The organism is Variovorax sp. RTB1 (genome assembly GCF_035018765.1).
Taxonomy (GTDB): Bacteria; Pseudomonadota; Gammaproteobacteria; order Burkholderiales; family Burkholderiaceae_C; genus Variovorax.
The window spans coordinates 112907-138566 of record NZ_JASJXG010000006.1 but is presented as its reverse complement, the minus strand read 5'-3'; the positions used below and the strand labels follow the sequence as shown (position 1 = coordinate 138566).

Here is a 25660-nt window from a genome sequence, read left to right as displayed (position 1 = left end):
AAAGACGGCCGTTCAGGCCGGCCGCAGCAGGTTGGCCAGCTCCACGGCCGACCTGACCTCCATCTTTTCGAACAGCCGCGCGCGGTGAACTTCCACCGTGCGCACGCTGATAGAGAGCTGGTCGGCAATCAGCTTGTTGGGCAGGCCTTCGACGACGAGCCGCATCACCTCGTGCTCGCGCTCCGTGAGTTCTGCGATGCGATCGGTAAGCCGGCGCTGCGCCTGCTTGCGGTCCAGCGATCGCAGCGATGCGCCCAGCGCGTGCTCGATGCGATCGACCAGCGCGTTGTCTGAAAACGGCTTCTCGCAAAAGTCGAACGCGCCACGCTTGACCAAGTCCACTGCGGTCGGCACATCGGCATGGCCGGTCAAGAAAATCACCGGCATCGCATCGAGCAGACCTCGCTCTGCCAACCGATCGAACAACACGAGCCCGCTGGTGCCGGGCATGCGCACGTCGAGCAGCAGGCAATGCGGCCGCTCGGTCACCGGCATGTCGAGAAGCCGCTCTTCGAACGCCTCGGCGGTGGCGAAGTGTTCGCTCTCCAGCCGACGCGAGCGCAGCAGCCACGCCAATGCTTCGCGCACGCTGGCGTCGTCGTCGACGATAAAGATGAGGGCATCGTTCAGCGGTTGCACGGACGTATGTTCTTTCAGGCAGCGGGCAAGGTAAAGCGGAACACGGTGCCGCGCGGCCGATGCGGTGCATAGACCAACGCACCGCCATGTTGTTCGACGACCGTGCGACAAAGGCTCAGGCCGAGCCCCATGCCGTCGGCCCGCGTGGTGAAGAAGGGCGTGAAGAGCCGCTCTTCGACGTCCTTGCTGATGCCGCTGCCGATGTCGGCCACCGAGAACTCGACCCAGCGACGGCCTTCAGCGGCGCGTGCGTTGCCATTGCTGTTCCCGTTTCTGTTGTCGGTGCCGCCAGCCAGCAGCACGCGCAGTTGCAGCACGCGGTCGACGAACTCCGGCAGGTCCATCGCCTGCATTCCGTTGCGTGCCAGATTGAGCAGCACCTGCTCGACCAGCGTGCGGTCGCACAGCACGGCCGGCAACGGGTCTTCGAGCACCATGTCGATGCGCACTGAGAGCTTGCGCGCCTGCAATTGCACCAGCGGCAGCACGGCATCGATGAGCGCACGTGGCGCCACCGCCTCGCGCGTACGGTCGCGCCGCCGCACGAAGTCATGCACGCTGCGAATCACCTGCCCGGCGCGGTCGGCCTGCTCGGCGATGCGGCGCACGGCCATCGCGACTTCGACATTGGTGTCGATCACCGCGCCAAGGTCCGCGTCGCCCCGATCGGCTCCACCTTCGAGCAGGTTGAGCGAGCCGCTCGCATAGCTGGCAATCGCCGCGAGCGGCTGCGCGAGTTCGTGGCTCAGCAGCGAGGCCATCTCGCCGACGGTCGCGAGTCTGGCGCTGGCCTGCAGCCGCTCCTGGCTGGCGCGCGACAGTTCTTCGATGCGACGCTGCTCGCTGACATCGATGAAGGCGCTCATCCAGCCGGTTTGCACGCGCTGTGCGTTGAGCAGCGGCGCCTCGAAGATCAGCACCGGAAAGCGCGAGCCGTCCTTGCGCATGAAGACCGATTCGAAGCCTTCGCGCGGTGGCACGCCGCCGGCCAGACGATGCGCTTGTCGCTGCTGATATTCGTGCGCCAGTTCGGTCGGCCAATAGGGCGCCTCGGGCATGCCGGGGGCGTCGCGATGACCCGACTCCGATCCAGCCGTCTCCCCGTGCACGGCCATCAATTCTTCTGCGCTGAAGCCGACCATCTCGCAGAAGGCCGGGTTGACATAAGTGAGCCGGCCACGGAGGTCGCGCGCGCGCAGGCCGGTGATCACCGAGTCTTCCATCGCCTTGCGGAACGCGAGCGTCTCGGCAAGTTCGAACTCGGCCTTGAGACGGCGCCGCGTATCGCGTGCCAGCAGCACCAGCACCGACACCAGCGCGATCGAGATGGCAGTCACCAGCGCGGTCAGCAGGTTGGGGAAGATATCGGGCGCAGCGCGCCAGCCGTCGACGCGCAGCATGAGCGTGACGCCCGGCAAGTCGACCAGCTGCTGCGAAGTGAAGATGCGCGTGCCGGCGCGACGGCGCACGCCGATGATGGCGAGACGCGTGCCATCGGGCTCGGCAAAGGCGACCTCCTGGCCGCGTGCAAGCGTCGGGCCGAGCAGCTCGGTCAGCATGTCGCGCAAGCCATAGGTCGCAACCAGATAACCGCCCTCGACCGGCACGCACAGCTCCATCAGTTCGATGCCACCGCCTTCGGGCATCGGCACGTAGTGGCTCGGCGAATAGGCCGGTGCCACCAGCTTGCGGGCAGCCGCGCAGGCCAGTGCGACATCGTTTTGCTCGCTGCCGCGTGTGACCTTGTCGAAGATGCGCATGCGGTACGGGGTTTCGAGCACGGCCAAAGGCATCAGACCCGCATCGCGCCGCTCCAGCCGGACCATCTCGCGGTGCTCGCGCAGCAGCGCTGCTGCCTCGGGTGGCCACGCTGCATCGCCTCGCGCGTTTTGCGCGGGCAACCGCAACGCACGCAGGCTTTGAATGTTGCGCTGCAGGCTGGCGCGCAAATCAGCTACTGCGTCGGTGGTGTCGCGATCGAGCGCGGCCTGGGCCTGCTCGACCTCATGGCGCCCCGCCAGCCAGACCACGGTGCCCAGCAATGCAAGCACGAGCATGGCGAGCAACAGCCACAGATACCAGCGCTGCCAGGCGTTGCGCTCGAAGCCAGGGACGCTCACCGCACGCTCATGCTTCGAGCGGCAAGGCATGCGTGCGCGCCAGATTGACCCCGCACGAGACGGCGGAAACCATCTGGATCGCAGCGACTTTCATTGCTTGATCTCCGTGTTGGACGGTATGCCAGGCGGCGGCGTCGATCCCGCCAGTGGCGTTCGGCGCGCCACCTTGGTGATCTTCGGGTCGGTCCACGAGCCTTCGATCTGGAACTCCTGTGTGGCGGCTGCGGACAACGGCTTACTCAGCAACCACTGCGCCAGGAAGGTGCCGAGCCCGATGGCCGGATTGATGGCAGTAGCGACCAGCGCAGCCGTGCCGGCCGTGATCTCGGGCACCACCACCACGCGCAAATTTTGCGTCTCGTGCGCAATGTCGGCCGAGCCCTCCAGCAACGCCGCGGCGTTCACGCCCTTCATCTGCAGGTTGTTGGTGATGGCCGTGCCATCGACGATGCGGGCATCGCCGCGCACGAAATCGAAGGAGAAGCCCTGGCTGAACACATCGCGGAAATCGAGCGTGAGGCGGCGCGGCAGGGCTTGCAGATTCAGCACGCCCAGCAGCTTGGCCAAGCCCGGGTCGGCCTTCAAAAACTGGCCTGATTCGACATCGACCTGCAGTTGTCCGTTGAGGCTCGGATAGTCGAGCGAGAACGGTGATCCTTGCCAGTCCACATCACCGCCCAGCTTGCCTTTGCCGCGCCGCAGAACGTCCTTCATGCCGAAGCGATTGAGCACAGCCCCGGCATCGGCGATGTCGAGCTTGAAGTTCATCGAAGTGCGACGCGGTGCGGCACGGCCACGCGGCGCCGCACCCGGCACTGCCGCCCACGAACCCTGCGCTGTGAAGGTGGCTTCAGGCATCGTGAGGCTGAGCTTGTTGAGCTTCCATTCGCGCGTTGCGCCGCCGAGGTTGACGGCATCGATTTCGGCACGGCCGAGCCGCTTGCCGAGCAGCTCGAAATCATCGACCACCACATCGAGCGCAGGCAGCGTGTCGGGTTGCTCGTCGAGCAGCGATTCGACCGCGTGCGCCTCGCTCGGCGCGATCTTCAAGCGCGCCAGTCGCGCGTGCAATCGACCTGCCTGCGTATGCCGATATTCGGCATAGCCGCTCAGTTCGACGGCGTCGATGTTGGCCCGCCACAGCGTGCCGTCGCGCGTGCCGCCCAGCACCACGTCGTGCAGCGTGCGGCCCGATACCGCGAGCTCCTTGGCGCGCACGGCGATCATCGTCGGCAAATACGAGAGCGCATCGTCGGCGCTGGTGGCGTTGGCCACGGCCTCGGGCGCACTGCCGGTGGTCTCGGTGAAGAGCGTCTGCCAGGCCGCGAGGTCGAGCCGCGGGAGGTTGATGTTGGCCTGCACACCATTTGGTGGCGGCGCAGCGGCTTCGCCCGCGTTGAGCCCGACTGCGATGAAGCCGCGCAGCACCTTGGCATCGTCGCCCGACACATCGCGGACGTACTGCGCCGATGCGACCTTGCCGAGTTCGACCGACAACTGGTCTTGCACCAGCGGCGTGCGGCCGGCGCGGGCCTCGCGCGACAACACTTTCTTCTCGACCTTGAGCGGCATCGCTTCGTCGGCTGGCTTGGCAAGTGGCGCAGGCAATTGCAGCCCGAGGCCGACGAGGCTGCTGGTCAGCAGGAACTCCGGCGTGCCGTCGCGCGCCGACAGCGAGGCGGTGTAGCCAGCGGTGCCGGTCGCCTTGGTTGCCAGCCGCGCAAGCCAGTCGACCTCACGCGCGGCATGCAAGCCTTCAGCGGTCACGGTGCCCGTCGCCTTGAAGCTCAGGTCTTGCGGCGTGGCACCCGCCCCCACGGCTGATCCACCAAAGCGTCCCTTGCCTTCGATGTGCGTTTCGCCGCCCATCAAACGCGCCTGCACGCCGGCCAGCGAGAAACCGCCTTCGGTGAAGTTCAGGGTGCCGCGCGCCTGCGTCAGCGCCGGTGCTTCGGGCACGAGTTGCAGATCGTTGTCGGTCAGCGCGATGCTGGCCTGTACCTTTGCCTTGTCGACGGCCGCGAGCGGGAGGTCGAGCTTGAGCCGGTAGTCCGCATTGCCGGTAGCGCGCACCTTGCCCATCGGCTCGCCGAGCGGGCCAGCCAGCACCGCGCCGGCATGCAGCAGCTCGGCCAGCGGCCCGCGCGCCTGTGCATCGACCTTCAGCAGCGCGGCAGGGTGCGCCATGTCGGCGATCTGCGCTTCGGCCTTTTCGATCTCGATGCCGGGCGCGCCGACGATGCGGCCACGCGCGTTGCGCACCAGCATGCCGGCGCGCTCGAACACCAGTTCGCCGGAAAGGCGATCGAGCGCCGGCCAGACGACGGCGGGTGACACGCCCCGCGCCATGGCGCCGGTCGATTTGGCAAGCTGCGGCGGCACGTAGGCGTAGGTCACATCGGCCACCTTGGCCGCGATACGAAAGTCGCCATCGCGCGGGTCCATGAAGGGCATGTCGTGCAGGTCGCCCTTGACGCGAAACTCCACGATGCTGGCGCTACCCTTGTTTACGGCATCGCGCACGTAGTCGCGCGTCGGCTTGGGGATGTCGAGCGGCAGGTAGCGAAACACGCGCGTGCCGTCGGCGCGGGTCAGCTTGCCCTGCAGGTCGAGCACGCCCGGGTGGCGGCTCTTGCCATGCGACACGGCCGGATCGCTGGTGCGCCAGGTGGCTTCGGCCTCGCCCTCGGCATCGGCGTTGGCAAAGCGCGCTTTCGACACCTGCACCTGCACCTTGTCACCGTCGAGCTTCCATTGCAGTTGCGACGACAGCTGGTCGATCGGCACCACCGGCTCTTCGAACACGCCGGGCAAATCGAGCGCGCCCTTGCCGATCGACAAGCTCGCGGTGCCGCCGGCCTGGCTGGCATCGAACTCGGCGGTGGCACCGCGCAAGCCCGGCGTGCCGATGCGCACACCTTCCGGTGGCGCTTGCGACGCCAGGCTGAAGCCGCTGACACGCCCTTTGGCCTGGTAGGTCTCAAGCGCATCGAACGGGCCTTGCCAACGCGTGTCGATGCGCTCGACCAGGCCGCGCGGCGCGAACGATTCGATGGCCTTGTGCGTGGCATCGCCCAACGGCAGACGATCGGCGATGAGCGCGAGCGCGCCCAGGTCGAGACGATCGGCCTTGAATGCGCCGTGCTCCGCCGTCTTGCCGCGCGCCGGCGTGTGCTGAAACCACAGGTTGCCGCCGGGCCAGCGCGAGCCGTCGGCGGTATCGAACTGCAGGTCGCGGGTCGAGAATTCGAGCGTCTGGTCCTTCAACTGGCCGGCCAGTCGTCCGGTCACCGCGCGGAGCACCAGCGGCTGCAGCTTGTCGCCGAGCGAGGCATCGATTCGCGCCAGCCCGAGATCGGCCGCGCCGCCGACGAGCTTGCCGTCGTCCACATCGGCCCAGACGCGCAATGCGCCGTTGCCTTCGCGAATGCGCGCGTCGAGCGCTACGTAGCGACCGAGCCGCGTGGCATCGATGTTCGGCAGGTCGGCGTAGATCTGCCCACCCCAGTTTTGCCACTTGCCGCTGTGCACCGACAGCAGGGGCTGGCGGAACTGGCCCCGCAACGTGAAGCGGTCGCCCCAACCTGCGGGCGGCGTGGCGTCGAGCCGCAATGCATGGCGCCGCGCGCTGTTGCGCGAGACGAACTCCACGTTGGTCAGTAGCACCGGTTCGGCACGGCGACGCTCGTCGGTCCAGCGCACCGTGCCGCCCTGGATGATGAATTCGCGCTGGCCGAAGAACCAATCGGCCGCGCGCGTTTCTCCGGTGGTGTCGATCGACACATCGAGACCAGCGACATGCAGCTTGCCTGCGGCATCGAGTCGCACTTCGAGCTGCGGGCTTTCGATATAGAGCTGCTCGAAGTTGGTCTTCCAGAGCGACCGCGGCGACACGCTCGCCACCACGCGCGACAGGCGCAACGCATCGCGCTGTTGGGCGTCTTGCAGCACCACGTCGCGCAGCTCGAAAGTGGGGAACAAACCGTTCGATTGCGCGGTGATGGAACCGATGCGAACAGGTACCCCGATGACCCTGCTGGCTTGTGCCTCGAGCGCACCGCGGTATTCGCCGATTCGCGGCACAATCCAACCGTGTAGGACAAGCACTGACAGCGCGAAGACCAGCCACGCGCCCATCAGCAAACCCAACAGCCAGCGCGCCGTGACAGCGGTGACTTTGAGCAGACGTGAAGGGGAAGACACCGTGTCGTTCATTGAGAGTCGCGCTGTATTAGGAATTATGACTGCCAGCCTCCAGACGGGTTCCACCGAAGACGGTGATAAGACAGCCGGTGCCGCGTTGGCGCCGCTGGCTTCACCGTTGTCGTCGCACTCGCGCTTCGTGCAGCGACTGCGACGCCGATACGCGGCTGAATTGACCCTGCTGCCGAAGGGCACACCGACGCGCGCAACGATGCAAATCGCCTTCGATGCGTTGCAGGCACGCAGTGGACATGCAGCGAGTGCCCATGTGGGCGATGCACTGCGCACCGTGCGCCAGTTGGTGATGGAGCGCCTGGCCGTGCTCGACTGCGACGAAGGCGCACCGCTCGCCGATGTCGTTCGCGCCGTGACCGAGCTGGCCGAGTTCGCACTCGATGTCGCCTGCCGCACCGCGTTGTCGGAACTCGAAGCCATCCACGGCGCGCCGCTTGGTGAAGAAGAAAAGGCTGGCCAAGTCGCGCAATTGTGGATCGTCGGGATGGGCAAGCTCGGCGCACGCGAACTCAACGTGTCGAGCGACATCGACCTTATCTACCTGTACGACCACGACGGCGAAACGGCGGGCAACGCCGAAGGCCGCGGCAAGCTGTCGAACCAGGAATATTTCGCGCGGGCGGTCAAGCGCATCTATGCGCTGGTCGGAGACACGACGGAGCACGGCTTCGTCTTTCGCATCGACCTGGCATTGCGTCCCAATGGCAACTCAGGGCCAACGGTGGTGTCGCTAGACGCACTCGAGGAATACCTGCAGGTGCAGGGCCGCGAGTGGGAACGCTTTGCGTGGCTCAAGAGCCGCGTGGTGGCGCCTTCGTCGGCGGTAGCCGATGGCTCGGCACAGGCGCTGCGCGGCGTGGTGCTGCCGTTCGTCTTTCGTCGCTACCTCGACTACAGCGTGTTCGATTCGCTGCGCATCCTGCATCGGCAGATCCGCGAACAGTCGGCGCGCCGCAGCGCCGGGCGGCCGGAGCGGGCCAACGACGTCAAGCTGTCGCGTGGAGGCATCCGCGAGATCGAGTTCACCGTGCAATTGCTGCAGGTGGTGCGCGGCGGGCAGTTCCCGGAATTGCGCACGCGGCCCACGCTCGACGCCTTGCAGCGGCTGGCACGCGCTGGCCTGATGCCGCAGGAAACCGCGGATGCGATGGCCGCTGCCTATGAATTTTTGCGCCGTGTCGAACACCGCATCCAGTACCTCGACGACCAGCAGACGCACATGCTGCCGGTCAGCGACGACGACCTGCGCTGGATCGCTGCGACTCTGGGTTTCAACGGCGTCTGCCCGTTTTTGGAACAGCTCGATACGCACCGCGAGTTCGTCGCGGAGGAGTTCGACAAGCTGCTCGGCGGCGAAAAGAACTGCAGCAAATGCAAAGGCGGCAAGAGCAGCGGCACCTCGGGCGAACTGGTCGATTTGATCGACAGCCTGCCGCCGGCTTTCGGTGAGCGCATCAAGGCGTGGTGCGAGCATCCGCGCATCCTGGCGTTGCGCGACGACACGCGGGCACGCTTGCGGCAGTTGGTGCAGCGCACCGCCCAATGGCTGCGCGAGCCCGACAACGATGGCCCCGGCCAGATATCGCGCCACACCGATGCTGCCCTGCGCTGGGCCGACTGGATCGAGCCGCTGCTGCGGCGCGAAAGCTACCTGGCGTTGCTGGTCGAACGGCCCGCCGTACAGGAGCGCTTGCTGCGCTTGCTGGGCTCGGCCAAATGGCCGGCGCGCTACCTCACGCAAAACCCGGGCGTCATCGATGAACTGGCCAGCGACGAAATGCTCCTGGGCCGTTTCGACGCCGCGGACTTCGAGCGCGAACTGGAAGCGCGGCATGCAGCGCTGCGCGGCACCGGCGAGGCCGACGAAGAGCGCCTGCTCAACCTGCTGCGTCATGCGCATCACGCCGAACTGTTTCGCACACTGGCACGCGACGTCGATGGCCGCATCACGGTGGAACAGGTGGCAGACGACCTGAGCGCGCTGGCCGACGTGGTGCTGCGTGTGACCGCGCGCTGGTGCTGGAAGCAAGTGCGCAACCCGCATCGTGAAGAGCCGCAGTGCGCCATCATTGGCTACGGCAAGCTGGGCGGCAAAGAGCTCGGCTACGGCAGCGATCTCGACATCGTTTTCGTCTACGAAGACGACGACGAACGCGCCGGCGACGTTTACGCGACCTATGTGCGCAAGTTGATCAACTGGCTCACCGTGAAAACGCGTGAGGGCGACCTCTTCGACATCGACACGGCCCTGCGGCCCAACGGCAACTCGGGCTTGCTTGCCAGCAGCTTCGCGGCCTACGAAAGGTACCAACTGGGCCGCGGCAGCAACACCGCGTGGACGTGGGAGCACCAGGCCATGACGCGTGCCCGCTTCGTGCTCGGTGATGCCGCGCTCGGCGCGCGCTTCGACGCGGTGCGGGAGGCCGTCATTGTGGCGCCACGCGACCGCGACGCGTTGAAAGCCGAGATCATCGCGATGCGCGACAAGGTGCGCGCCGCCAGGCCGGTGAAGGCCGGCAAATTCGACGTCAAGCACAGCCGCGGCGGCATGGTCGATGCCGAATTCGCGGTGCAATTCCTCGTGCTCTGCGCGGCCAAGGCGCACCCGGAACTGATCGACAACGTCGGCAACATCGCACTGCTGCTGCGGGCCGAAGCCGCCGGCTTGCTGCCTGAAGGCGTCGGGCGCGGTGCTGCTTCGGCGTACCGCGAATTGCGCCGTGTGCAGCATCGGGCGCGTCTTAACGAAGAGCCGACGCAGGTCGACCTGCCGGGCCTGGCGGTCGAGCGCGAAGCGATGCTGGCGCTGTGGAAGGCCGTGTTTGGTTGAGGCGATGACGCGGTCGTCGACCGTCTCGGCAGTTGCTGTGGCGATGGCCGCGGCCGTGCTGCTCGCTGCCTGTGCCAGCGGACCGCGCGGTGGTCGCGATGGCGCGCCGTCGAATCCTCCTTCAGGACTGTCGCGCACGCCCGACGCCGAACCCCGCGTCGAAACCATCCGTGGCACCAATGGCACCAGCAAGCCCTACACCGTGCTCGGCCGTTCGTATGTGCCGATTGCCGACGACCGACCTTTCAAGGAAACAGGGCTGGCCTCGTGGTACGGCAGCAAGTTCCACAGCCAGTCGACCGCCAGCGGCGAACCCTACGACATGTACGCCATGACGGCCGCGCACAAGACTCTGCCGCTGCCGAGCTACGTGCGCGTGCGCAATCCGGCCAACGGACGCGAGGCGATCGTGCGGGTGAACGACCGCGGCCCGTTCCACGACGATCGGGTGATCGACCTCAGCTATGCGGCGGCGGCCAAGCTGGACTTGCTGCGCGGCGTGGCGCCGGCCGAGATCGAGCGCATCACGAACCAGGAGATTCAGGCGGGAACATGGCGGCGCAGCGGCGACGCCGCGGCCTTCGCGTCGGCAGGACCGCAGAACGAGCAAACGATGGCGCCTGTCGCAACGCTGTCGCCTTTGCCGACCTCTTCTCAGAGCGTCGAAGTGCCTTCGGTTTTCACGACGCCGGTGGTTTCTTCGCCGCGCGCTGAAGTCGCGGATCTGCCGGCGATGCAGCCATTGGCGCCATTGGCTTCAAGTGCACCAACCGGGTCGACCACGCCTGCCGCCGACGCGCCACCCGGCATGTCGACCGCAGGCTTCTGGGTGCAACTGGGCGCCTTCAGCCAGCGCGACGGCGCCATCGCCTTTCAGCAGAAGATGGCGACGACGATGCCGCAACTCGCGGCCAACCTCAATGTGTTCAGCGAGGGCAACACCCATCGCGTTCAGGTGGGGCCCTACGCCTCGCGGGACATCGCTCGCAGCACGGCGGAGCAAGTGCGAAACGGCCTGCAACTGGCGCCGATCGTCGTCGAGCGGCGCTGAACCAGGCGCCCTGTTTCAAGCGCCCTGGTAAACCGTCTTCGGAGCGATCGTCGTCGCCAGCTCCTTGCGGTAGCGGTTCAGCTCCTGCACGGTCTTGAAGCTGCGGTTCATCAACAGGCTCAGGTTGTGCAGGATGCGCTCGCCGACCTTGCTTTCCCACACAGCATCGAACTTGATCTGGTTGTCGAGCCAATGCTCGAGCCAGTCCGGATCGGGCATGCGGCTCTGGATCGTGTCGCGCGGAAAGTGCGCCTTGCTCACGTGCAGGTTGGTAGGGTGCAGCGCCTGGGCCGTGCGGCGCGCGCTGGCCATCAACACGCCGACCTTGGTGAAAGCGGCACGCGCTTCGTCACCGAACTTTTCCATCGCACGCTTCATGTAGCGCAGATAGGCGCCGCCGTGGCGCGCTTCGTCCTGGCTCAACGTGGTGTAGATGTGCTTGATGACCGGCTCGGTATGCCATTCGGCGGCGCGGCGATACCAATGGTTGAGGCGAATCTCGCCGCAGAAATGCAGCATGAGCGTTTCGAGCGGCGGCGCCGGATCGAAATCGAAGCGCACGTCGTGCAGCTCCTGCTCGGTCGGCGCGTGCTGGGGGCTGAAGCGCTTGAGGTATTCCATCAGCACCAATGAATGCTTTTGCTCCTCGAAAAACCAGATCGACATGAATGCCGAAAAATCACTGTCGTGCCGGTTGTCGCGCAAAAACATTTCAGTGGCCGGCAGCGCCGCCCACTCGGTAATGGCATTCATCTTGATCGTCTGAGCCTGCTCTTCGGTGAGCTTGGTCGCGTCGAATGACTGCCACGGAATATCCCGCTCCATGTCCCAACGGACGGATTCGAGTTGTCTGAAAAGTTCCGGGTAGAGCATTCAAATCTTTCTAAGGCGGGCAGATTTTAATAGGCACGTTCAGCACGCCTGTGACAACCGCGCGATGATGTGTATACGCGCATCTTTCGCGAACAGATGCGCCCCTTCTATTTGCAGGAGATTCCCCATGCGAATTACCGTCTTGAAATCTGCTTTTCGTTCTGCGCCAACGCTCGCGTTCGCCCTCACCTGTGTAGTGTCTCTCGCCCTGTTTGCGCAGATGGCACGCGCTCAGAGTGCTCCGTCTACGGCCCCTGGGGCTGGCGCCGCACCATCCGGCGCCGGCACATGCCCCGCCATACTGAACTACACGTTCCCCCGGCTGCAAGACGAAAAACCCCAGTCGCTGTGCCAGTACAGCGGCAAGGTCGTGCTGATCGTCAACACGGCGAGCTTCTGCGGATTCACGCCGCAGTACAAGGGCCTCGAAGCGCTCGATGCCAAGTACCGGTCGCGCGGGTTGGTGGTGTTGGGCTTCCCATCGAATGACTTCTCGCAGGAATCGGGCTCGAACAAAGAGATCGCCGACTTTTGCGAAAGTACCTTCGGCGTGAAATTTCCGATGTTCTCGAAAAGCTCGGTTCGCGGCAGTGAGGCCAACCCGCTTTTCAAACAACTTGCCAAAATCTCGGGCACCACGCCGAAATGGAACTTCTATAAATACCTGATCGGCCGGGACGGCAAAGTGGTCGACGCGTACTCGAGCATGACCGCGCCGGAAGACCGCAGCTTCGTTCGCGAACTCGAAAAGCAGCTCGGCGCAGACTAGGCCGACCTGAGCTTGGCGCGCCGCATTTCGACTTCACAAATGTTTACGAAGACACCGGGAACTGGCTGGCGCGCAAGGCTCTCATAACTGGCTCGGGCGCCAAAGAAAGCCCGTCAGTTTTCATGTTGCGAGGTCTTCCGAATGCTTGTCGTTCGGTCGAAATCCCGAGGCGATTCTTCTCCTCCTCCCTCCCTCCCTTCTTCGCGTCGGGGCACCTCGCAACATTTTTGTACGAAAGAAAAACGGCACCCTCGGGTGCCGTTTTCATTGGTGCAGTGCGATGTGCCTTCAGGGCTGGGTGTCCGCAAAACTCGGACGCAACATCAACTTGTCGTGGAGCTTCGCGAGATTCCCATGATTGGCGCGCCAATCGATCTCCGGAAAGCGATAGCTGAGCCAGCCCAGCGCGCAACCGACCGCGATGTCCGACAGGCTCAGGTGAATGCCGCTGCAAAAAGGCTTGTCGCCCAAGCCCTTGGCCATGGCGGCAATGCCGTTCTCGATCTTGACGCTCTGGCGGTCCATCCACGCCTGACTGCGCTCGGTGTCGGCACGGTTCGCCCAGGTGGCTTCGAGCCGCCACGCGATGCCGGCGTCCATGACGCCGTCGGCCAGCGCTTCCCAGGTTTTGACTTCGGCCCGTTCGCGGCTTTGCGCCGGAATGAGCTTGCCGACCGGCGACAGCGTGTCGAGATACTCGACGATCACGCGCGAATCGAACATGGCCTCGCTGCCATCCATGATCAGGCAAGGCACTTTGCCGAGCGGGTTGGACGTCGAGATGGTGCTGTCGGCCGCCCAGACGTCTTCGATCACGAATTGGTATTCGAGTCGCTTTTCAGCCAGCACCACGCGCACCTTGCGCACATAGGGGCTGGCAGCAGATCCGATCAATTTCATGTGGACTCTCTCCCTCGGGTGACGTGTAGTTTCGACCTCATTCTAGGGGACGGTGCAGGGCAAAATGTCGGGCACTAACAACGCAGGGAGAAGGATCATGGGCATAGACATGCAGATCGACGCGCGGCCGGAAAGCGAGCCACCGCACCGCCATCCGATCGAATTCACGGCGAGCGGCAGCGAGTATTTCCGCATCTGGATCGTCAACCTGCTGCTGATCGTCGTGACGCTCGGGCTCTACCTGCCATGGGCCAAAGTGCGCAAGCTCAAATATTTCTACAGCAACACCTGGGTCGGGGGCGACGCGCTCGACTTTCATGGCCAGCCGGTCAAGATGCTGCGCGGCACGCTCATTGCCGCCGCCTTCCTGATCGTCTACTCGGTCGGCAGCAATTTCTCTGGCTGGGCGGCGTTGTTCGCGGCGCTGGCGTTCGTCTTGCTGTGGCCGGCGCTGTTCCGCGCATCGATGCGCTTCCGGCTCGCCAACACCAGTTGGCGCGGGCTGCGCTTTCACTTTGCCGGCAGCACGCGCGGCGCGTATGCGGCGATGCTGCCGCCACTTGCGCTCGCACTGTTGCCCGTGGCGCTGGCGGGTGCATTGGCTGGCCCGACCGACAGCATCAAGCCGGGCACCTTGCCCGTGTTGGCGACATCCCTGGTCGGCATCGGTATGACGATCTTCTTTCTCGGCCTGCCCTACTTTCTCTGGCGCCTGAAGCGCTACCAGCACAACCACTACGCGATCGGCGGCCTGCAAACGCGCCTCAGCGCCGACGTGGGCGTGCTCTACGGCATCTTCATCAAGTTGATGGGCGTGGGGTTCGTGGCGGTGATTGCACTGCTCGGCGTCGTGGCCATCTTCGCGTTCACCGGCTATGCGAGCCGCAAGAGCGGCGGCGGCCTGGGCGCGACCTTCATCATCCTGTCGTTCGTGCTCGGCATCGGCGGCGTCTTCTTGCTCAACGTGCTGCCCAAGTCGTACCTGCAAGTGCGGCTGCAGAACCTGCTGTGGTCGACCACCGGCAACGACCTCATGCGCTTCGACAGCCAATTGAAGCTCAAGCGGTATCTGCCATTGCAGTTCAAGAACTATCTGCTGATCTTTTTGACGCTGGGCCTGTACTGGCCGTTCGCGGTGATCGGCACGCGACGCGCGCAACTGGAAGCCGTGGTGCTTGAAACCCGCATTGCGCTCGACGACATCACGCAGACCGCGGCGCGTGAAAACCCGACGGCGGCGGGTGACATGGCTGCGGATCTGTTCGGCATGGACATCGGGTTGTGAGCCTTCCGTGATCGAGGCTCCACACGACGCGCTGTCGGCGCGCTTCTTCGACGGCGTCCACAGCCGGCCGCACGCCGCGCTGCTGCAAACGCGCGAACGCATGCTTCTCATCACGCCCACCGAAGAGGGCGCGTTCGCGCCGCTGTCCGCGCCCCTCAGCGCGGTCTGCTGGCCCGAGCGCACCCGCCATGGGGGACGCCTCGCGCAGCTGCCCGACGGCGCGAGCCTGCAAGCGCTCGACGTGGGTGCCTGGGACGACTGGGTCGGTCGTCACCATCGAAGCGACAGCTGGGTGGTGCGCGCGCAGCAAACCTGGCGCAGCGTCGCAGTCGCGCTGGTGCTGCTCCTCGGCGCTGTCGCCGCGATGTACCAATGGGGCTTGCCCTGGGTCGCCACGGGCGTGACGGCGGCCGTGCCGCGCAGTGTCGACGCGCTGGTCGGGCAGCAGGTGCTGGCGTCGCTCGACGACAGCTTACTCAAGCCGACGACCTTGCCGCCAGACGCCCAGCAGCGCATCCGCGACGGCTTCGCGCGGATGATCCATCGGGCCCATCCCGATGGCGCGCCCGAGGTGCGGCTCGAGTTCCGCAGCGCCCGCGATCCGCGCTTCGGGCCCAACGCACTGGCGCTGCCCGGCGGCACCATCGTGCTGACCGACGCGCTGGTCGAGCTCATGCCGGGCAACGACGATGCCGTGCTCGGCGTGCTGGGACACGAGTTCGGCCATGTGCTGCGGCGCCACGCGATGCGGCAACTGGTGCAGGCGTCGGCAGTGGGCTTCGCTGTGTCGATCGCTTTCGGCGACTACGGCACGCTGATCGGCAGCGCGCCCGTGTTGCTGGCCACGCTCGGCTATTCGCGCGACCTGGAGCGCGAAGCCGATGCCGAATCCGTGCGGCTGATGCGCGCCAGCGGCATCTCGCCGCGCGCCATGGCGACTTTCTTCGAGGCGCTCGAGCGTTGGCGCACAGATCGAAACGGTAAGAAGGGCGAAAAGGACGGCACGGCAGGTGACGATGCGATCGGGCTGGCGTTCTCGTCGCATCCCGCGACCGCAGAGCGCATCGAGTTCTTCAAAAACGCCGCGCAGGAGTAAGAGCCGCTGTGGCCATTTAGGCCCCGGTCTCCGCCGCCTAAAATTGGCCCATGGCCTTCTCTACCGTTTCCGCTCTTTCCCCCCTCGATGGCCGCTACGCGTCGCGACTCTCGGCGCTCCGCCCGTTGATGAGCGAGCAGGGCTACATGCACCGTCGCGTGCAAGTCGAGGTGGCCTGGTTCATCGCGCTCTCGGACTGCGGCTTCGTCGAGTTCAAGCCGCTCACCGGCGGCGCGCGCAAGTATTTGCTCGGCCTCGTCTCGCATTTCAGCGAAGCCGATGCGCTCGCGATCAAGGAGATCGAAAAGGTCACCAACCACGACGTGAAAGCCGTCGAGTACTGGATCAAGTCCAAGTTCGAGGCGCGGCCGGAGCTGCTCTCCGCCGCGGAGTTCGTGCACTTCGCCTGCACCAGCGAAGACATCAACAACACCAGCCATGCGCTGCAGATTCAGGCCGCGCGCGACGTCGTCGTGCTGCCCGCCATCGACGGGCTCATCACCAAGCTGCGCGATATGGCCCACCAGTTCGCCGACGTTTCGATGCTGGCGCGCACGCACGGCCAGACGGCGAGCCCGACCACCGTCGGCAAGGAGATCGCCAACGTCGCGGTGCGCCTGGCCAAGGCCCGCGAGCAGATCGCCAAGGTCGACCTGCTCGGCAAGATGAACGGCGCTGTCGGAAACTACAACGCGCACATGGCGGCGTGGCCCGATTTCGATTGGGAGGCGTTCAGCCGCAAGGTCGTAGAGACGCCGGCACCCCTCGGACTGGGCCTGACGTTTCAGCCCTACAGCATCCAGATCGAACCGCACGACTACATGGCCGAGTTGTTCGACGCCGTGGCGCGTGCCGACACCATCCTCATCGATTTCTCGCGTGACATCTGGGGCTACGTGAGCCTCGGCTATTTCAAACAGCGGCTGAAGAAGGGCGAGATCGGCTCATCCACCATGCCGCACAAGGTCAACCCGATCGACTTCGAAAACGCGGAAGGCAATCTCGGCCTCGCCAACGCCCTGTTGCGCCACATGAGCGAGAAGCTGCCGATCAGCCGCTGGCAACGCGACCTCACCGACAGCACCGTGCTGCGCAACGTCGGCGTGGCTTTCGGTTATGCGGTGCTTGCGTACTCGAGCCTGTCGACCGGCCTGGGCAAACTGGAGCTGAACGAAGAAGCGCTCGCCGACGACCTCGACGCATCATGGGAAGTGCTGGCCGAACCGATCCAGACCGTGATGCGCCGCTTCGGCGTGCAGGGCGCGTACGAACAGTTGAAAGAAGTGACGCGCGGCAAGACGGTGACGTCTGAAGCACTGCACGGATTGATCCGCTCGCTGGAGATTCCCGAGACGGAAAAAGCGCGGCTGCTGGCGATGACGCCTGCGAGCTACATCGGCAAGGCAGCAGAGCTGGCGAAGCGCGCCTGATGGCACTCAAATCCACCATCTTCAAAGCGAACCTCGCGGTCGCCGACATCGACCACAGCTACTACGCGGACCATCAACTCACGCTGGCGCGGCATCCGAGCGAGAACGACGAGCGGATGATGATTCGGCTCATCGCGCTGGCGCTCAACGCCTACAAGCTTCAGAGCGTGTGCGATGGCGATGGCGTGCTGGCCTTTGGCGCGGGGCTGTCGAACCCGGACGATCCGGATGTGTCGCTGCGCGATTTCACTGGGCGCACGCGCGTGTGGATCGAGGTCGGTCAGCCTGAAGAAAAGCCGCTCATCAAGGCTTGCGGCAAGGCAGACGAGGTGCTGTTGTATTGCTTCAGCCATGCGGCCGGCATCTGGTGGAAGGGCATCGAAACCAAGCTGACGCGGCCGCAGAATTTGCAGGTGTGGCGCGTGCCGAGCGAGACGTCGCAGGCTGTCGCTGCACTGGCGCAGCGCAGCATGCAATTGCAGGCGACGATTCAGGAAGGCACGTTGATGCTGGGCGATGGCGTGAAGAGCATCGACATCGAGCTGATTCGGCTCAAATAGAGCCAGCCGCAGCGCCGCAGCAAGAGTTCAGGCCGGCATCATCCGGCCGCAGTGCCAGCATTGCTCGAAGCCGCCTTCGACCAGCTCACCGCACTCGCACATCCATCGGCGTTGTGGCCGGTTCTTCAACTCGTGCAGCAAGCGCTCGGCAGTTTCGAGCTGCGTCGCGTCGTCGATCCATATTTCAGGCAGGCACTGGTCGGGCGGCAACTGGCCGGCAGCCGCACCGAGGTACTCGCGCTGCACCGTCGCGCCAATGCCGTCTTCGCGAAGCGCGTGCGCCCAGAGCGTCGCGATTGCGAGGTTGGGTGCTTGCGCGAGTCGGCGCATGGTCAGCCCGGTGGCTTGGTGTCGGTGCCGTCATCGGGCCAGACCTGCTCCGCTTCACGCGCCCGCTCGGCGTACTTGTTGAAGCGCCAGGCCGTGTCTTCCATCGTGATGCGGCGCCAGGTCTCGCGCTTGGCAGCCGGCGTCATCGCGGGCCAGTGCTGCACCTCGCCGAAGGTGCGGCCACAGCCCTTGCACTCATCGTCGCCCTGACTCGTGGAGCAGATCGCGATGCAGGGCGTGTCGGGCGTCGTCTCATACCAAGTAAGCCATGCTGCCCATGCATCTTTCGGGAAGCCGACCTCGTCGACATAGTCTTCATGGTGATAGACCATGAGCGCGTAGACCTCTGCCAGGTCGCGAATTTCAGGCGCCAGTGTGATGCCGTCGGGGGAAGGCTTTTTGTCGCGCCAGAAGTTGATGGCGGCCTCGATGTCGGTGATGTGAATGGCGGCCATACGAAAAACAAGCGGGAAGAAAACAGCGAGCTGAAGAGTGAAACTCATCATAGACGGGCAATGTCCCAAGTGTTGTCATGGGTTTGTTCGCTCTTAAATTGATAGCACTGATGCCAGTGGCAGCGCGGCTTCTGCCATCGATTCTTTTAAGCGCAATGATTTTTGGGGTTGTCAGCCGTCGAAGGCCGATGTTCTAATCTGCCCACGAAGGGGAGTAGCTCCCGCCCGTTGCATCTACTGCAGCGGATATCGACAGGTCGTCAATACGGAGCCTCATGCTTCCGGCCTGTCGGGCAACGCGCAGTGCATCAGAGCAGTGAGCGATGTCGAGCAAGACCTTCGATTGAACCTGTTGTCAGGTTGGTCGAAGCGTCGTTTGCAAGCTCCCGGCACAACCGGTCTTTCATTCAAACGTTCCGGCCCATGCGGCACCGGACCAGTAGAACGAAAAACAGATCGGAGTGCTTTGCACATGGAGTTTCTTTCAGCCCCTTGGTGGTCGGCCCTGCTGGCGATCATCGTCATCGACCTGGTGCTCGCCGGCGACAACGCGATCGTCATTGCGCTCGCGGCACGCCGGCTCCCACCCAAGTTGCAGAAGAAGGCCATCGTCTGGGGGACCGTCGGCGCCATCGTGCTGCGCTCGGCCATGACCATCGGCGTGGTGTGGCTGCTGAAGGTGCCGGGGTTGATGCTGGTCGGCGGTGTCGGCCTGCTGTGGATCGCCTACAAGCTCATTTCCGACTCGAGCGGGGAACAGGAACACGGGGCCGGCGCGTCCACCTTCTGGGGCGCGATGAAGACCATCGTGGTGGCCGATGCGCTGATGGGCATCGACAACGTGCTCGGCGTGGCCGGCGCGGCGCATGGCGAGTTCGGCCTGGTCGTCATCGGCCTGGTGATCAGCATTCCGATCGTGGTGTTCGGCAGCACCCTGGTGCTGAAACTGGTCGAGCGCTATCCGTCGATCACGTACATCGGCGCGGCAGTGCTCGCGTACACCGCCGCCAAGATGATCGTGGCGGAACCGTTCCTCGCCGACATCTTCGGCACGCGTGAGGCGCCCGCCACGGCGTTGCGATACGCAGTCGAAGCCGCCTGCATCGCTCTGGTGCTGGCAGCGGCCTGGCTCGCGACGCGCAAGCCTTCAGCGGAACGTTCCGCCAAAGGCGAAGCGCCCGAAAAACAACAACAACAACAAGACAAGACGCCGCACCCGGAGCGACCTTGAACGTTTGAAGTCGCATTCGGCAGCTTTTCAACGAAGGAGCAACACCATGGAAACGATCATCCTGTACGTGGACGACGCGGTTTATGCCCGCGAGCACCTTGCCAAACTGGCACCCGGCGTGCCGGTGGCGCTGGACGATGAGAGCGCATCGACAGTGCCGGGCACCTTGGGCGTCGATGCTCGCGCCGCTTTCGAACCCAGACACTGGATCGTGGTCGCCTGCGCACCGCGCATGACGCACCGCATCAGCAAATGGGTGAGCCACAGTGCGCGTGAAAACTGGCGCGGCAAATGGTTCGCCAAGGTGCAGGCGCAACTGGTGCCGTTGCTCGAAGCGGCCGGCGACCAGGTCACGTCGATGCTGGCCGGTGGCTCGCTGACCGAGATGACGCAGCATCTTCGGCAGATCCACGGCATGGCCACGGTAGTGGACGCACGCCGGCCCAAGATCGGGGTCGATCTGGAGCCCGTTGCGCCCGGCCAGAAGCCGCCTGCTGCACCGGGCTGGGCGCTGCCAGGCGCGGTAGTTGGCATGGGCGCGCTGCTGGTCATCGCGGGCGAATTGAGCGACTGATTTCAAGCGAGTGACAACCCCGGTCGCTGCGGTATCCTGACCGCATGCGACTCATCCTGAAATGGCTGCTCAGCGCGATCGCGCTGCTGGCAGTGGCTTATCTCTTCAACGGCGTGCAGGTGACGAGCTTCGGCTCGGCGCTCATCGCGGCTGCTGTCATCGGCCTGCTCAACATGGTCGTGCGGCCGGTGCTGGTGGTGCTCACGCTGCCGGTGACGATCGTCACGCTCGGCCTCTTTCTGTTCGTCATCAACGCGTTGATGTTCTGGGCCGCGTCCGGGTTGCTCGGCGGCTTTCACGTCAACGGGTTTGGCGCCGCGCTGCTCGGCTCGCTGATCTATTCGTTGCTCGGGCTGGTGATCGAAGCAGCGCTCGGCGGACTCTTCTCCAAGCGCTGACCCGGGCCCAGCGGACCGCCTACTTCAGTGGAGGCTCTTCTGCCTGCTGCTTGACCAGCGCATCGACCGCGCGTGCGCGCGTGTCGATGATCGACGCCTCGTAGTGGTCCACCGCGTTGGGTGCGCCACGCGCCGACAGGTTGCGCGACAACTCCTGCGCCGCCTTGTAGCGGTCGCGCGCGCCGGCGTAATCGAGGATGGCGACGTTGGCTTCGGCATCGGCGCGGATCGCCCGAACCGGATCGCCCTGTGCGTTGTAGAGGCTCGACAGCGCACGCCAAGCCGTGGCATCACGCGGTTGCAGCGCGGTGTAGTCGCGCAGCACCGGCACCATCGGCGCCGGGTTGCGCGTGGCGACGGCGGCCTGCACGGCGAGCAGCATCTCAGGTCGGTCTTTGGCCTTGGCGTTGAGCAGAGAGGCGGCCTTGGCGGGGTTGCCGGCATCGAGTTCGATTTCAATAGCGAGCAAGCGGGCGAGACGTGATGCCGATGCATCGCCGGCCGTGCGCGTAACCAGACGATCGCTCAATGCGCGCGACGCCTTGAAGTCCTTCAACTCATTGGTCGAAAACGCCGCGGCATAGAGCAGGCCGGCTTGTTGCGCCGGCGTGCTCTTGGTGAAGTCGCTGCCGGAACCGGCTTCGACCCATTGGCGCAACACGTCGACGCCTGGCCGCGTCAACACGCGAGCGCGGGCCGAGATCATTGCGTGGTCCATGACCAGTGGCAAGCCCGGCGTCATCGGAACCGACGCGGCGCGCTTCGACGTTACGCCGGTCGAAGCGGTCGCCGCATCCATGTCTCGAAACTGAAAGCGCCCCTGCATGTCGGCGATGCGCTCGGTGTCCATCGGGTGACTGCGCAGATATGGGTACGAGGCGTTGTCGTTCAGTCGCGCGGCGAACTGCAGTTTTTCGAACATCGCCTCGGCGCCGCGCGGGTCGTAGCCGGCTTGCGTCATCACACCGAAGCCGACGCGATCGGCCTCGCGCTCCATGTCGCGAGAAAAGGCGAGCTGGCTTTGCATCGCATACGCCTGGCTGCCCATCAGCATCGCGTTGCCGGCGTCACCATTGCGGGCCTTCATGGCGGCGAGCATGCCGATCACCATGGCCGCGATCATGAGCGGCATCTGCTTGGCATCGCGCGACATGATGCGTGCGATGTGGCGCTGCGTGACGTGCGACAGCTCGTGGCCGAGCACGGTCGCAAGCTCGTCCCGGCTGCCGATGATGGCGACCAGACCGAGGTTGAGCCCGAGATATCCACCGGGCAACGCAAAGGCATTGATGGTGCTGTCGCGGCCCAGAAAGATCTGCCAGGCAAAGCGCTCATCGAGCTCGGGCGTGAGCTCGCCACGCACCCGCGCTGCGGCCAGCAAACGCTGCCAGATGTCCTGCACGTATTCGACGATGACCGGGTCGTCGATGTAGTCGGTGTCGCGGTAGATCTCGCGCGCGATCTGGTCGCCGAGTCGGCGCTCGGCACTGGCCGTCATCTCGCCGCCATCTCCCATGCCGGGCAACAACTGCGCGCGCGCAACAGGCGGCATCAAGGCTTGCGCCGCGATCAAAACGGCAGCGCACAGCGCACGAAGTACAGGCTTCGATCTGGAATTTGAAGTCAGGCTTGGCATCGGTCTTTCCTGGGCCGGGCTCGTATGATGCGGCGTTCTGCCGATCGTTCACCCCATGAGTTCACTCACCCATTTTGACGCCCAGGGCCATGCCCACATGGTCGATGTCGCGGCCAAGCCAGCCACCCATCGCATAGCCGTTGCAAGCGGCCGCATCGTGATGCAGGCCGCCACGCTGGCGCTCATCGAATCCGGCACCGCCAAGAAGGGCGACGTGCTCGGCGTGGCGCGCATCGCCGGCATCCAGGCCGCCAAGAAAACCAGCGACCTCATTCCGCTTTGCCACCCACTGGCGCTGACGCATGTGTCGATCGCCTTTGCCATCGTCAAAGGCGGGGTGCCGCAGGTGGCGTGCAAGGCGACCGTCGAGACAGTCGGGCCGACGGGTGTCGAGATGGAAGCGCTGACCGCTGTTCAGGTCGCACTGCTGACCATTTACGACATGGTGAAGGCGGTCGACCGCGGAATGACGATTACCGATGTGCATGTGCTGGAGAAGCACGGGGGGAAGTCGGGGAGTTTCGTGGCGGGGTAGCGCCAGATAGAGAGCGGATAGCACGGGGAGTGAGCAGCAGAGACGGCAGTGCGGCTCCGGGCACAACAAGACGAGTGGCAGTTTTGGCCGGGCGAACGGTTTTGCTTGTTTTAACGTTTACTGACATTCTGTAACCGTTATGCACTTAACTGTCTCTAATTTGCAAAGCCCGTCTCTTCGAGGGTTTGCCCTTGTAAAACCCCTCATGGTGGCGCTTGGACGCGCCCGGACGTGTCTGCGTTCGAGCGCGCCAATACAGCGGGCTGAAAAGGGAATGACCGCCATCGAGTTGCTCGTGGTTCTTGCCGTGATCGCCATCTTGGCGGTGGTCGCAGTGCCCTCTTTCGTCGACCTGACTCAAAGAAATCGCGTTTCCGGGGAAGTCAATGGCTTCGTCGGCGATTTGCAGTTCGCCCGTTCGGAGGCGATCAAGGAAGGGCAGACCGTGACGATCTGCGCGTCGTCGGACGGCTCGACCTGTGCATCCGGCGGCAACTGGAAGACCGGATGGCTCGTGTTTGCAGACGCGAACGGCAACCAGGTTCACGACTCGACCGAGACCGTACTCAGGAAGCAACCCGCTTTGGCCGGAACAGACACGTTCACTGCAAGCGGCAACACCTCGGCCATTTCGTACAGCCGCGACGGATTCGCAATGTCTTTCACCGGCACGGTGACCTTGACAGTGCACACCACTCCGCTGAACGCGGCCGCGACTCGCTGCATCGCAGTCAATTTGGTGGGGCGGCAGCAAGTCCAATCGGCCAACGGAGGCACATGTCAATGAATCGAAGCCAAACGCTTTATCGTCGACAGCAAGGCTTCACACTTATCGAAGTGATGATTGCCGTCCTCGTGGTGACAGTCGGCCTGCTGGGCTTCGCCAAGATGCAGGCACTTGCAATCTCAAGCACGCAAGTTGCCAGCAGTCGTTCGATGATTGCGCTGCAGAGCGCGAGCCTCGCTGCGGCGATGCATGGAAACAAGACCTACTGGGCGGGCGGAGTCGCCCCGGCCGCATTCAGTACGTCGGGACTCACTGTCACCGACGCCACCGGTGTGCTGAGCGCGACGCCTCCTGTTTGCCGGGCGGCGACGTTGCCTTCGGCTCCGCTTTGCACGCCCGCACAACTCGCAGCCTACGACCTGCAGTTGTGGGCTGCCAGCATGGCCAGCCTTTTCCCCACCTACACGTCGGCAGGGACGTGCACGGTGTCGGCAAGCACGCCCATCAGCTGCACGGTGACGGTTTCCTGGACTGAGAAGTACGTGTCTTCCAACCAGAACACCGCGTCCAACAGTGCCTCCACCGCCGGCACCAGAACCTACACGCTCTACGTCGAACCATGAACTCCGTTGCTTCAACACCGTCTGGAGGCCGTCGCATGCAACAGGCCGGCTTCACGTTGATCGAGCTGATGATCTCGCTGACGATTGCGCTTTTCATGCTGGCGGCCATCGTCGCGATCTACGTCAACATGAAGGCCACCTTCGTGGCGCAAGACGAATTGGCACAGCTTCAGGACAGCGAGCGCCTCGCACTGACCATGCTGACCACGACGATTCAATCGGCCGGCTATTTCTCCGATCCCGTTAACAGCACCGCCATCACTTCACTGCCAGCGGCCAGCGTGACCTGGCCCAGCGGCACCGTCTCAGCGCTGGCAGCAGGCCAAGGCGTGGTCGGTGCTGGCAACGCTTTAGGCACAGGTACGGGCAGCGACACCATTGCTGTGCAATACCAGACCGCCAGTGGCGACGGCTTGATGAACTGCCAGGGTCAGACCAACCCCGCGACATCTGGGGTGAAGCAGGTGTGGATCAACAGCTTTTCCATCAATGCGAGTAACGAACTCACCTGCACGGTCGGCACGGGAACGCCGGTCGCTCTGGCCAGCAACGTCGGACAGATGAGCATCGTCTATGGCGTCGACACCGACGGAGACGCGAATAACAGCACCGACACCTACATGCCCGGCTCGGGTGTTGCCGCTGCCGGTCTGTGGGCCCGGGTACATACCGCACAGATCACGCTCAGATTTCTGAACACGCTCAGCTCCACGCCGAGCGCGCCCGTGCTCCTGACCGGCCCCGGCATCGTCCAGAGCATCAATTTCAAGAACAATCCGTGACACGCCAACACCCCCATGGGTCTCGTCCCCAACGAGGCATCGCACTCATCACTTCACTGTTGATTCTGGTGATCATTTCGTTGTTGGCTGTGAGCATGTATCGCAGTTTTGGTCTGCAAGAAAAAATTGCCGGCAACACGCTCGAAAAGCAGCGCTCGCTACAGGCGGCGGAAAGCGCACTCCAATACGGCGAATGGTGGATCGGCCGCGGCAGTGGCGGTGGTGGATCGGCCTGCAGCGGCGTGTTCAGCGCCAACGATCAGACCGCCATGAAAATCTGCAACGTGCCGATGAGCATCGCCACGTCCAGCACACTTCCCTGGGCCGTAAGAGGCAACTACCAGCCGCCGAGCATGACGGTGCAGAGCGGCGGCGGCCTCAATACCGGAAGCACCGGGATTGCCAACGACATCAACTACGCCACCCTGCCGAGCGTCTATGTGTCGTACCTCGGCCTCGCTCCGGACGGCAAGACCATGCTTTATCAGGTGACCGGTGCCGGCTACGGCGGCAGCACTGCGACTGCCAGCGTCGTTCAAAGTACCTATGCAATGAAGTTCAGCGTGACTGACATCGGCCAGCCGTAGTTCAAGGAGAC

Annotated in this window: 23 protein-coding genes; 15 read left to right on the top strand and 8 right to left on the bottom strand. The window is 64.4% G+C overall.

Annotated elements, in window-relative coordinates; translation table 11 throughout:
• Positions 1-12: 12 nt before the first annotated feature.
• The 3 genes from QN397_RS06750 to QN397_RS06740 all read right to left on the bottom strand — a co-directional run bounded on the left by QN397_RS06750 (position 13) and on the right by QN397_RS06740 (position 6974).
• Positions 13-639 (bottom strand): response regulator transcription factor, encoded by a 627-nt coding sequence (locus tag QN397_RS06750; RefSeq protein WP_323500487.1) that lies wholly within the window; start codon positions 637-639, stop codon positions 13-15.
• 14 nt (positions 640-653) lie between these two features.
• Complete coding sequence (locus QN397_RS06745; RefSeq protein ID WP_323500518.1) at positions 654-2696, bottom strand: PAS domain-containing sensor histidine kinase; 2043 nt, start codon at positions 2694-2696, stop codon at positions 654-656.
• Between the two features lie 153 nt (positions 2697-2849).
• Positions 2850-6974 (bottom strand): YhdP family protein, encoded by a 4125-nt coding sequence (locus QN397_RS06740; protein WP_323500486.1) that lies wholly within the window; start codon positions 6972-6974, stop codon positions 2850-2852.
• A 25-nt stretch (positions 6975-6999) separates the two neighbouring features.
• Here QN397_RS06740 and glnE point away from each other — a divergent pair, with 25 nt between their 5' ends.
• The gene (glnE, locus tag QN397_RS06735) at positions 7000-9807 is read left to right on the top strand and encodes a bifunctional [glutamate--ammonia ligase]-adenylyl-L-tyrosine phosphorylase/[glutamate--ammonia-ligase] adenylyltransferase (protein ID WP_323500485.1); all 2808 of its coding nucleotides are present in this window, start codon (positions 7000-7002) and stop codon (positions 9805-9807) included.
• A 4-nt stretch (positions 9808-9811) separates the two neighbouring features.
• Positions 9812-10858, top strand: a complete 1047-nt coding sequence (locus tag QN397_RS06730; protein WP_323500484.1) for a septal ring lytic transglycosylase RlpA family protein — start codon at positions 9812-9814, stop codon at positions 10856-10858.
• Positions 10859-10873: 15 nt separating this feature from the next.
• Here the strand turns inward: QN397_RS06730 and QN397_RS06725 are convergent, their stop codons facing one another.
• On the bottom strand, positions 10874-11731 hold the full coding sequence (locus QN397_RS06725; RefSeq protein WP_323500483.1) for a ferritin-like domain-containing protein: 858 nt from the start codon (positions 11729-11731) through the stop codon (positions 10874-10876).
• Between the two features lie 127 nt (positions 11732-11858).
• On the opposite strand from QN397_RS06725, the gene QN397_RS06720 reads away from it, so the two are divergent.
• Positions 11859-12500, top strand: coding sequence for a glutathione peroxidase (locus QN397_RS06720; RefSeq protein WP_323500482.1), 642 nt, complete (start codon positions 11859-11861; stop codon positions 12498-12500).
• 288 nt (positions 12501-12788) lie between these two features.
• On the opposite strand, the gene QN397_RS06715 is transcribed toward QN397_RS06720, so the two are convergent.
• Entirely contained in the window at positions 12789-13400 is a 612-nt protein-coding gene (locus tag QN397_RS06715) for a glutathione S-transferase N-terminal domain-containing protein (protein WP_323500481.1), read from the bottom strand.
• A gap of 97 nt (positions 13401-13497) precedes the next feature.
• Here QN397_RS06715 and QN397_RS06710 point away from each other — a divergent pair, with 97 nt between their 5' ends.
• From QN397_RS06710 to QN397_RS06695, 4 genes are read left to right on the top strand one after another with little or no spacing between them, the layout of a single operon-like run.
• Positions 13498-14685: a YjgN family protein gene (locus QN397_RS06710; RefSeq protein ID WP_323500480.1), complete on the top strand. Its 1188-nt coding sequence runs from the start codon at positions 13498-13500 to the stop codon at positions 14683-14685.
• Positions 14686-14692: 7 nt separating this feature from the next.
• Positions 14693-15781 (top strand): M48 family metallopeptidase, encoded by a 1089-nt coding sequence (locus QN397_RS06705; protein WP_323500479.1) that lies wholly within the window; start codon positions 14693-14695, stop codon positions 15779-15781.
• Positions 15782-15831: 50 nt separating this feature from the next.
• Positions 15832-17211: an adenylosuccinate lyase gene (gene purB, locus QN397_RS06700; RefSeq protein ID WP_323500478.1), complete on the top strand. Its 1380-nt coding sequence runs from the start codon at positions 15832-15834 to the stop codon at positions 17209-17211.
• Complete coding sequence (locus QN397_RS06695; protein WP_187053618.1) at positions 17211-17771, top strand: YaeQ family protein; 561 nt, start codon at positions 17211-17213, stop codon at positions 17769-17771. Before purB ends, QN397_RS06695 begins: the two co-directional genes overlap by 1 nt.
• A gap of 27 nt (positions 17772-17798) precedes the next feature.
• On the opposite strand, the gene QN397_RS06690 is transcribed toward QN397_RS06695, so the two are convergent.
• On the bottom strand, positions 17799-18101 hold the full coding sequence (locus tag QN397_RS06690; RefSeq protein WP_323500477.1) for a putative signal transducing protein: 303 nt from the start codon (positions 18099-18101) through the stop codon (positions 17799-17801).
• A 2-nt stretch (positions 18102-18103) separates the two neighbouring features.
• Positions 18104-18556, bottom strand: a complete 453-nt coding sequence (locus QN397_RS06685; RefSeq protein WP_323500476.1) for a DUF3717 domain-containing protein — start codon at positions 18554-18556, stop codon at positions 18104-18106.
• A gap of 472 nt (positions 18557-19028) precedes the next feature.
• Between QN397_RS06685 and QN397_RS06680 the strand changes: the two genes are divergently transcribed.
• Genes QN397_RS06680 through QN397_RS06670 form a run of 3 tightly spaced genes read left to right on the top strand, consistent with a single transcriptional unit; the run spans position 19029 to position 20759 of the window.
• Entirely contained in the window at positions 19029-19787 is a 759-nt protein-coding gene (locus tag QN397_RS06680) for a TerC family protein (RefSeq protein WP_323500475.1), read from the top strand.
• A 46-nt stretch (positions 19788-19833) separates the two neighbouring features.
• Complete coding sequence (locus tag QN397_RS06675; RefSeq protein WP_323500474.1) at positions 19834-20361, top strand: hypothetical protein; 528 nt, start codon at positions 19834-19836, stop codon at positions 20359-20361.
• Positions 20362-20405: 44 nt separating this feature from the next.
• Positions 20406-20759, top strand: a complete 354-nt coding sequence (locus QN397_RS06670) for a phage holin family protein (RefSeq protein WP_323500473.1) — start codon at positions 20406-20408, stop codon at positions 20757-20759.
• A 19-nt stretch (positions 20760-20778) separates the two neighbouring features.
• On the opposite strand, the gene QN397_RS06665 is transcribed toward QN397_RS06670, so the two are convergent.
• Positions 20779-22395 carry a M48 family metalloprotease gene (locus tag QN397_RS06665; protein WP_323500472.1) on the bottom strand — a complete coding sequence of 539 codons (1617 nt, stop codon included), beginning with the start codon at positions 22393-22395 and terminating at the stop codon, positions 20779-20781.
• Positions 22396-22450: 55 nt separating this feature from the next.
• Between QN397_RS06665 and moaC the strand changes: the two genes are divergently transcribed.
• The 5 genes from moaC (at position 22451) to QN397_RS06640 (ending at position 25649) form a co-directional block, all read left to right on the top strand.
• Positions 22451-22930 carry a cyclic pyranopterin monophosphate synthase MoaC gene (gene moaC, locus QN397_RS06660; RefSeq protein ID WP_187053625.1) on the top strand — a complete coding sequence of 160 codons (480 nt, stop codon included), beginning with the start codon at positions 22451-22453 and terminating at the stop codon, positions 22928-22930.
• A 139-nt stretch (positions 22931-23069) separates the two neighbouring features.
• Complete coding sequence (locus QN397_RS06655; RefSeq protein WP_323500471.1) at positions 23070-23717, top strand: Tfp pilus assembly protein FimT/FimU; 648 nt, start codon at positions 23070-23072, stop codon at positions 23715-23717.
• Positions 23714-24280, top strand: coding sequence for a type IV pilus modification protein PilV (gene pilV, locus QN397_RS06650; RefSeq protein WP_323500470.1), 567 nt, complete (start codon positions 23714-23716; stop codon positions 24278-24280). Before QN397_RS06655 ends, pilV begins: the two co-directional genes overlap by 4 nt.
• A 35-nt stretch (positions 24281-24315) precedes the next feature.
• On the top strand, positions 24316-25062 hold the full coding sequence (locus tag QN397_RS06645; RefSeq protein ID WP_323500469.1) for a prepilin-type N-terminal cleavage/methylation domain-containing protein: 747 nt from the start codon (positions 24316-24318) through the stop codon (positions 25060-25062).
• Positions 25059-25649, top strand: coding sequence for a pilus assembly PilX family protein (locus QN397_RS06640; RefSeq protein ID WP_323500468.1), 591 nt, complete (start codon positions 25059-25061; stop codon positions 25647-25649). Before QN397_RS06645 ends, QN397_RS06640 begins: the two co-directional genes overlap by 4 nt.
• The last annotated feature ends 11 nt before the right edge of the window (positions 25650-25660 follow it).

Bases quoted from the DNA above. Each gene is read 5' to 3' on its own strand.
- QN397_RS06745 (WP_323500518.1), bottom strand. From the start codon at position 2,696: ATGCTCGTGCTTGCATTGCTGGGCACCGTGGTCTGGCTGGCGGGGCGC.
- QN397_RS06740 (WP_323500486.1), bottom strand. From the start codon at position 6,974: ATGAACGACACGGTGTCTTCCCCTTCACGTCTGCTCAAAGTCACCGCT.
- glnE (WP_323500485.1), top strand. From the start codon at position 7,000: ATGACTGCCAGCCTCCAGACGGGTTCCACCGAAGACGGTGATAAGACA.
- QN397_RS06730 (WP_323500484.1), top strand. From the start codon at position 9,812: ATGACGCGGTCGTCGACCGTCTCGGCAGTTGCTGTGGCGATGGCCGCG.
- QN397_RS06725 (WP_323500483.1), bottom strand. From the start codon at position 11,731: ATGCTCTACCCGGAACTTTTCAGACAACTCGAATCCGTCCGTTGGGAC.
- QN397_RS06720 (WP_323500482.1), top strand. From the start codon at position 11,859: ATGCGAATTACCGTCTTGAAATCTGCTTTTCGTTCTGCGCCAACGCTC.
- QN397_RS06715 (WP_323500481.1), bottom strand. From the start codon at position 13,400: ATGAAATTGATCGGATCTGCTGCCAGCCCCTATGTGCGCAAGGTGCGC.
- QN397_RS06710 (WP_323500480.1), top strand. From the start codon at position 13,498: ATGGGCATAGACATGCAGATCGACGCGCGGCCGGAAAGCGAGCCACCG.
- purB (WP_323500478.1), top strand. From the start codon at position 15,832: ATGGCCTTCTCTACCGTTTCCGCTCTTTCCCCCCTCGATGGCCGCTAC.
- QN397_RS06695 (WP_187053618.1), top strand. From the start codon at position 17,211: ATGGCACTCAAATCCACCATCTTCAAAGCGAACCTCGCGGTCGCCGAC.
- QN397_RS06690 (WP_323500477.1), bottom strand. From the start codon at position 18,101: ATGCGCCGACTCGCGCAAGCACCCAACCTCGCAATCGCGACGCTCTGG.
- QN397_RS06685 (WP_323500476.1), bottom strand. From the start codon at position 18,556: ATGGCCGCCATTCACATCACCGACATCGAGGCCGCCATCAACTTCTGG.
- QN397_RS06680 (WP_323500475.1), top strand. From the start codon at position 19,029: ATGGAGTTTCTTTCAGCCCCTTGGTGGTCGGCCCTGCTGGCGATCATC.
- QN397_RS06675 (WP_323500474.1), top strand. From the start codon at position 19,834: ATGGAAACGATCATCCTGTACGTGGACGACGCGGTTTATGCCCGCGAG.
- QN397_RS06670 (WP_323500473.1), top strand. From the start codon at position 20,406: ATGCGACTCATCCTGAAATGGCTGCTCAGCGCGATCGCGCTGCTGGCA.
- QN397_RS06665 (WP_323500472.1), bottom strand. From the start codon at position 22,395: ATGCCAAGCCTGACTTCAAATTCCAGATCGAAGCCTGTACTTCGTGCG.
- moaC (WP_187053625.1), top strand. From the start codon at position 22,451: ATGAGTTCACTCACCCATTTTGACGCCCAGGGCCATGCCCACATGGTC.
- QN397_RS06655 (WP_323500471.1), top strand. From the start codon at position 23,070: ATGCACTTAACTGTCTCTAATTTGCAAAGCCCGTCTCTTCGAGGGTTT.
- pilV (WP_323500470.1), top strand. From the start codon at position 23,714: ATGAATCGAAGCCAAACGCTTTATCGTCGACAGCAAGGCTTCACACTT.
- QN397_RS06645 (WP_323500469.1), top strand. From the start codon at position 24,316: ATGCAACAGGCCGGCTTCACGTTGATCGAGCTGATGATCTCGCTGACG.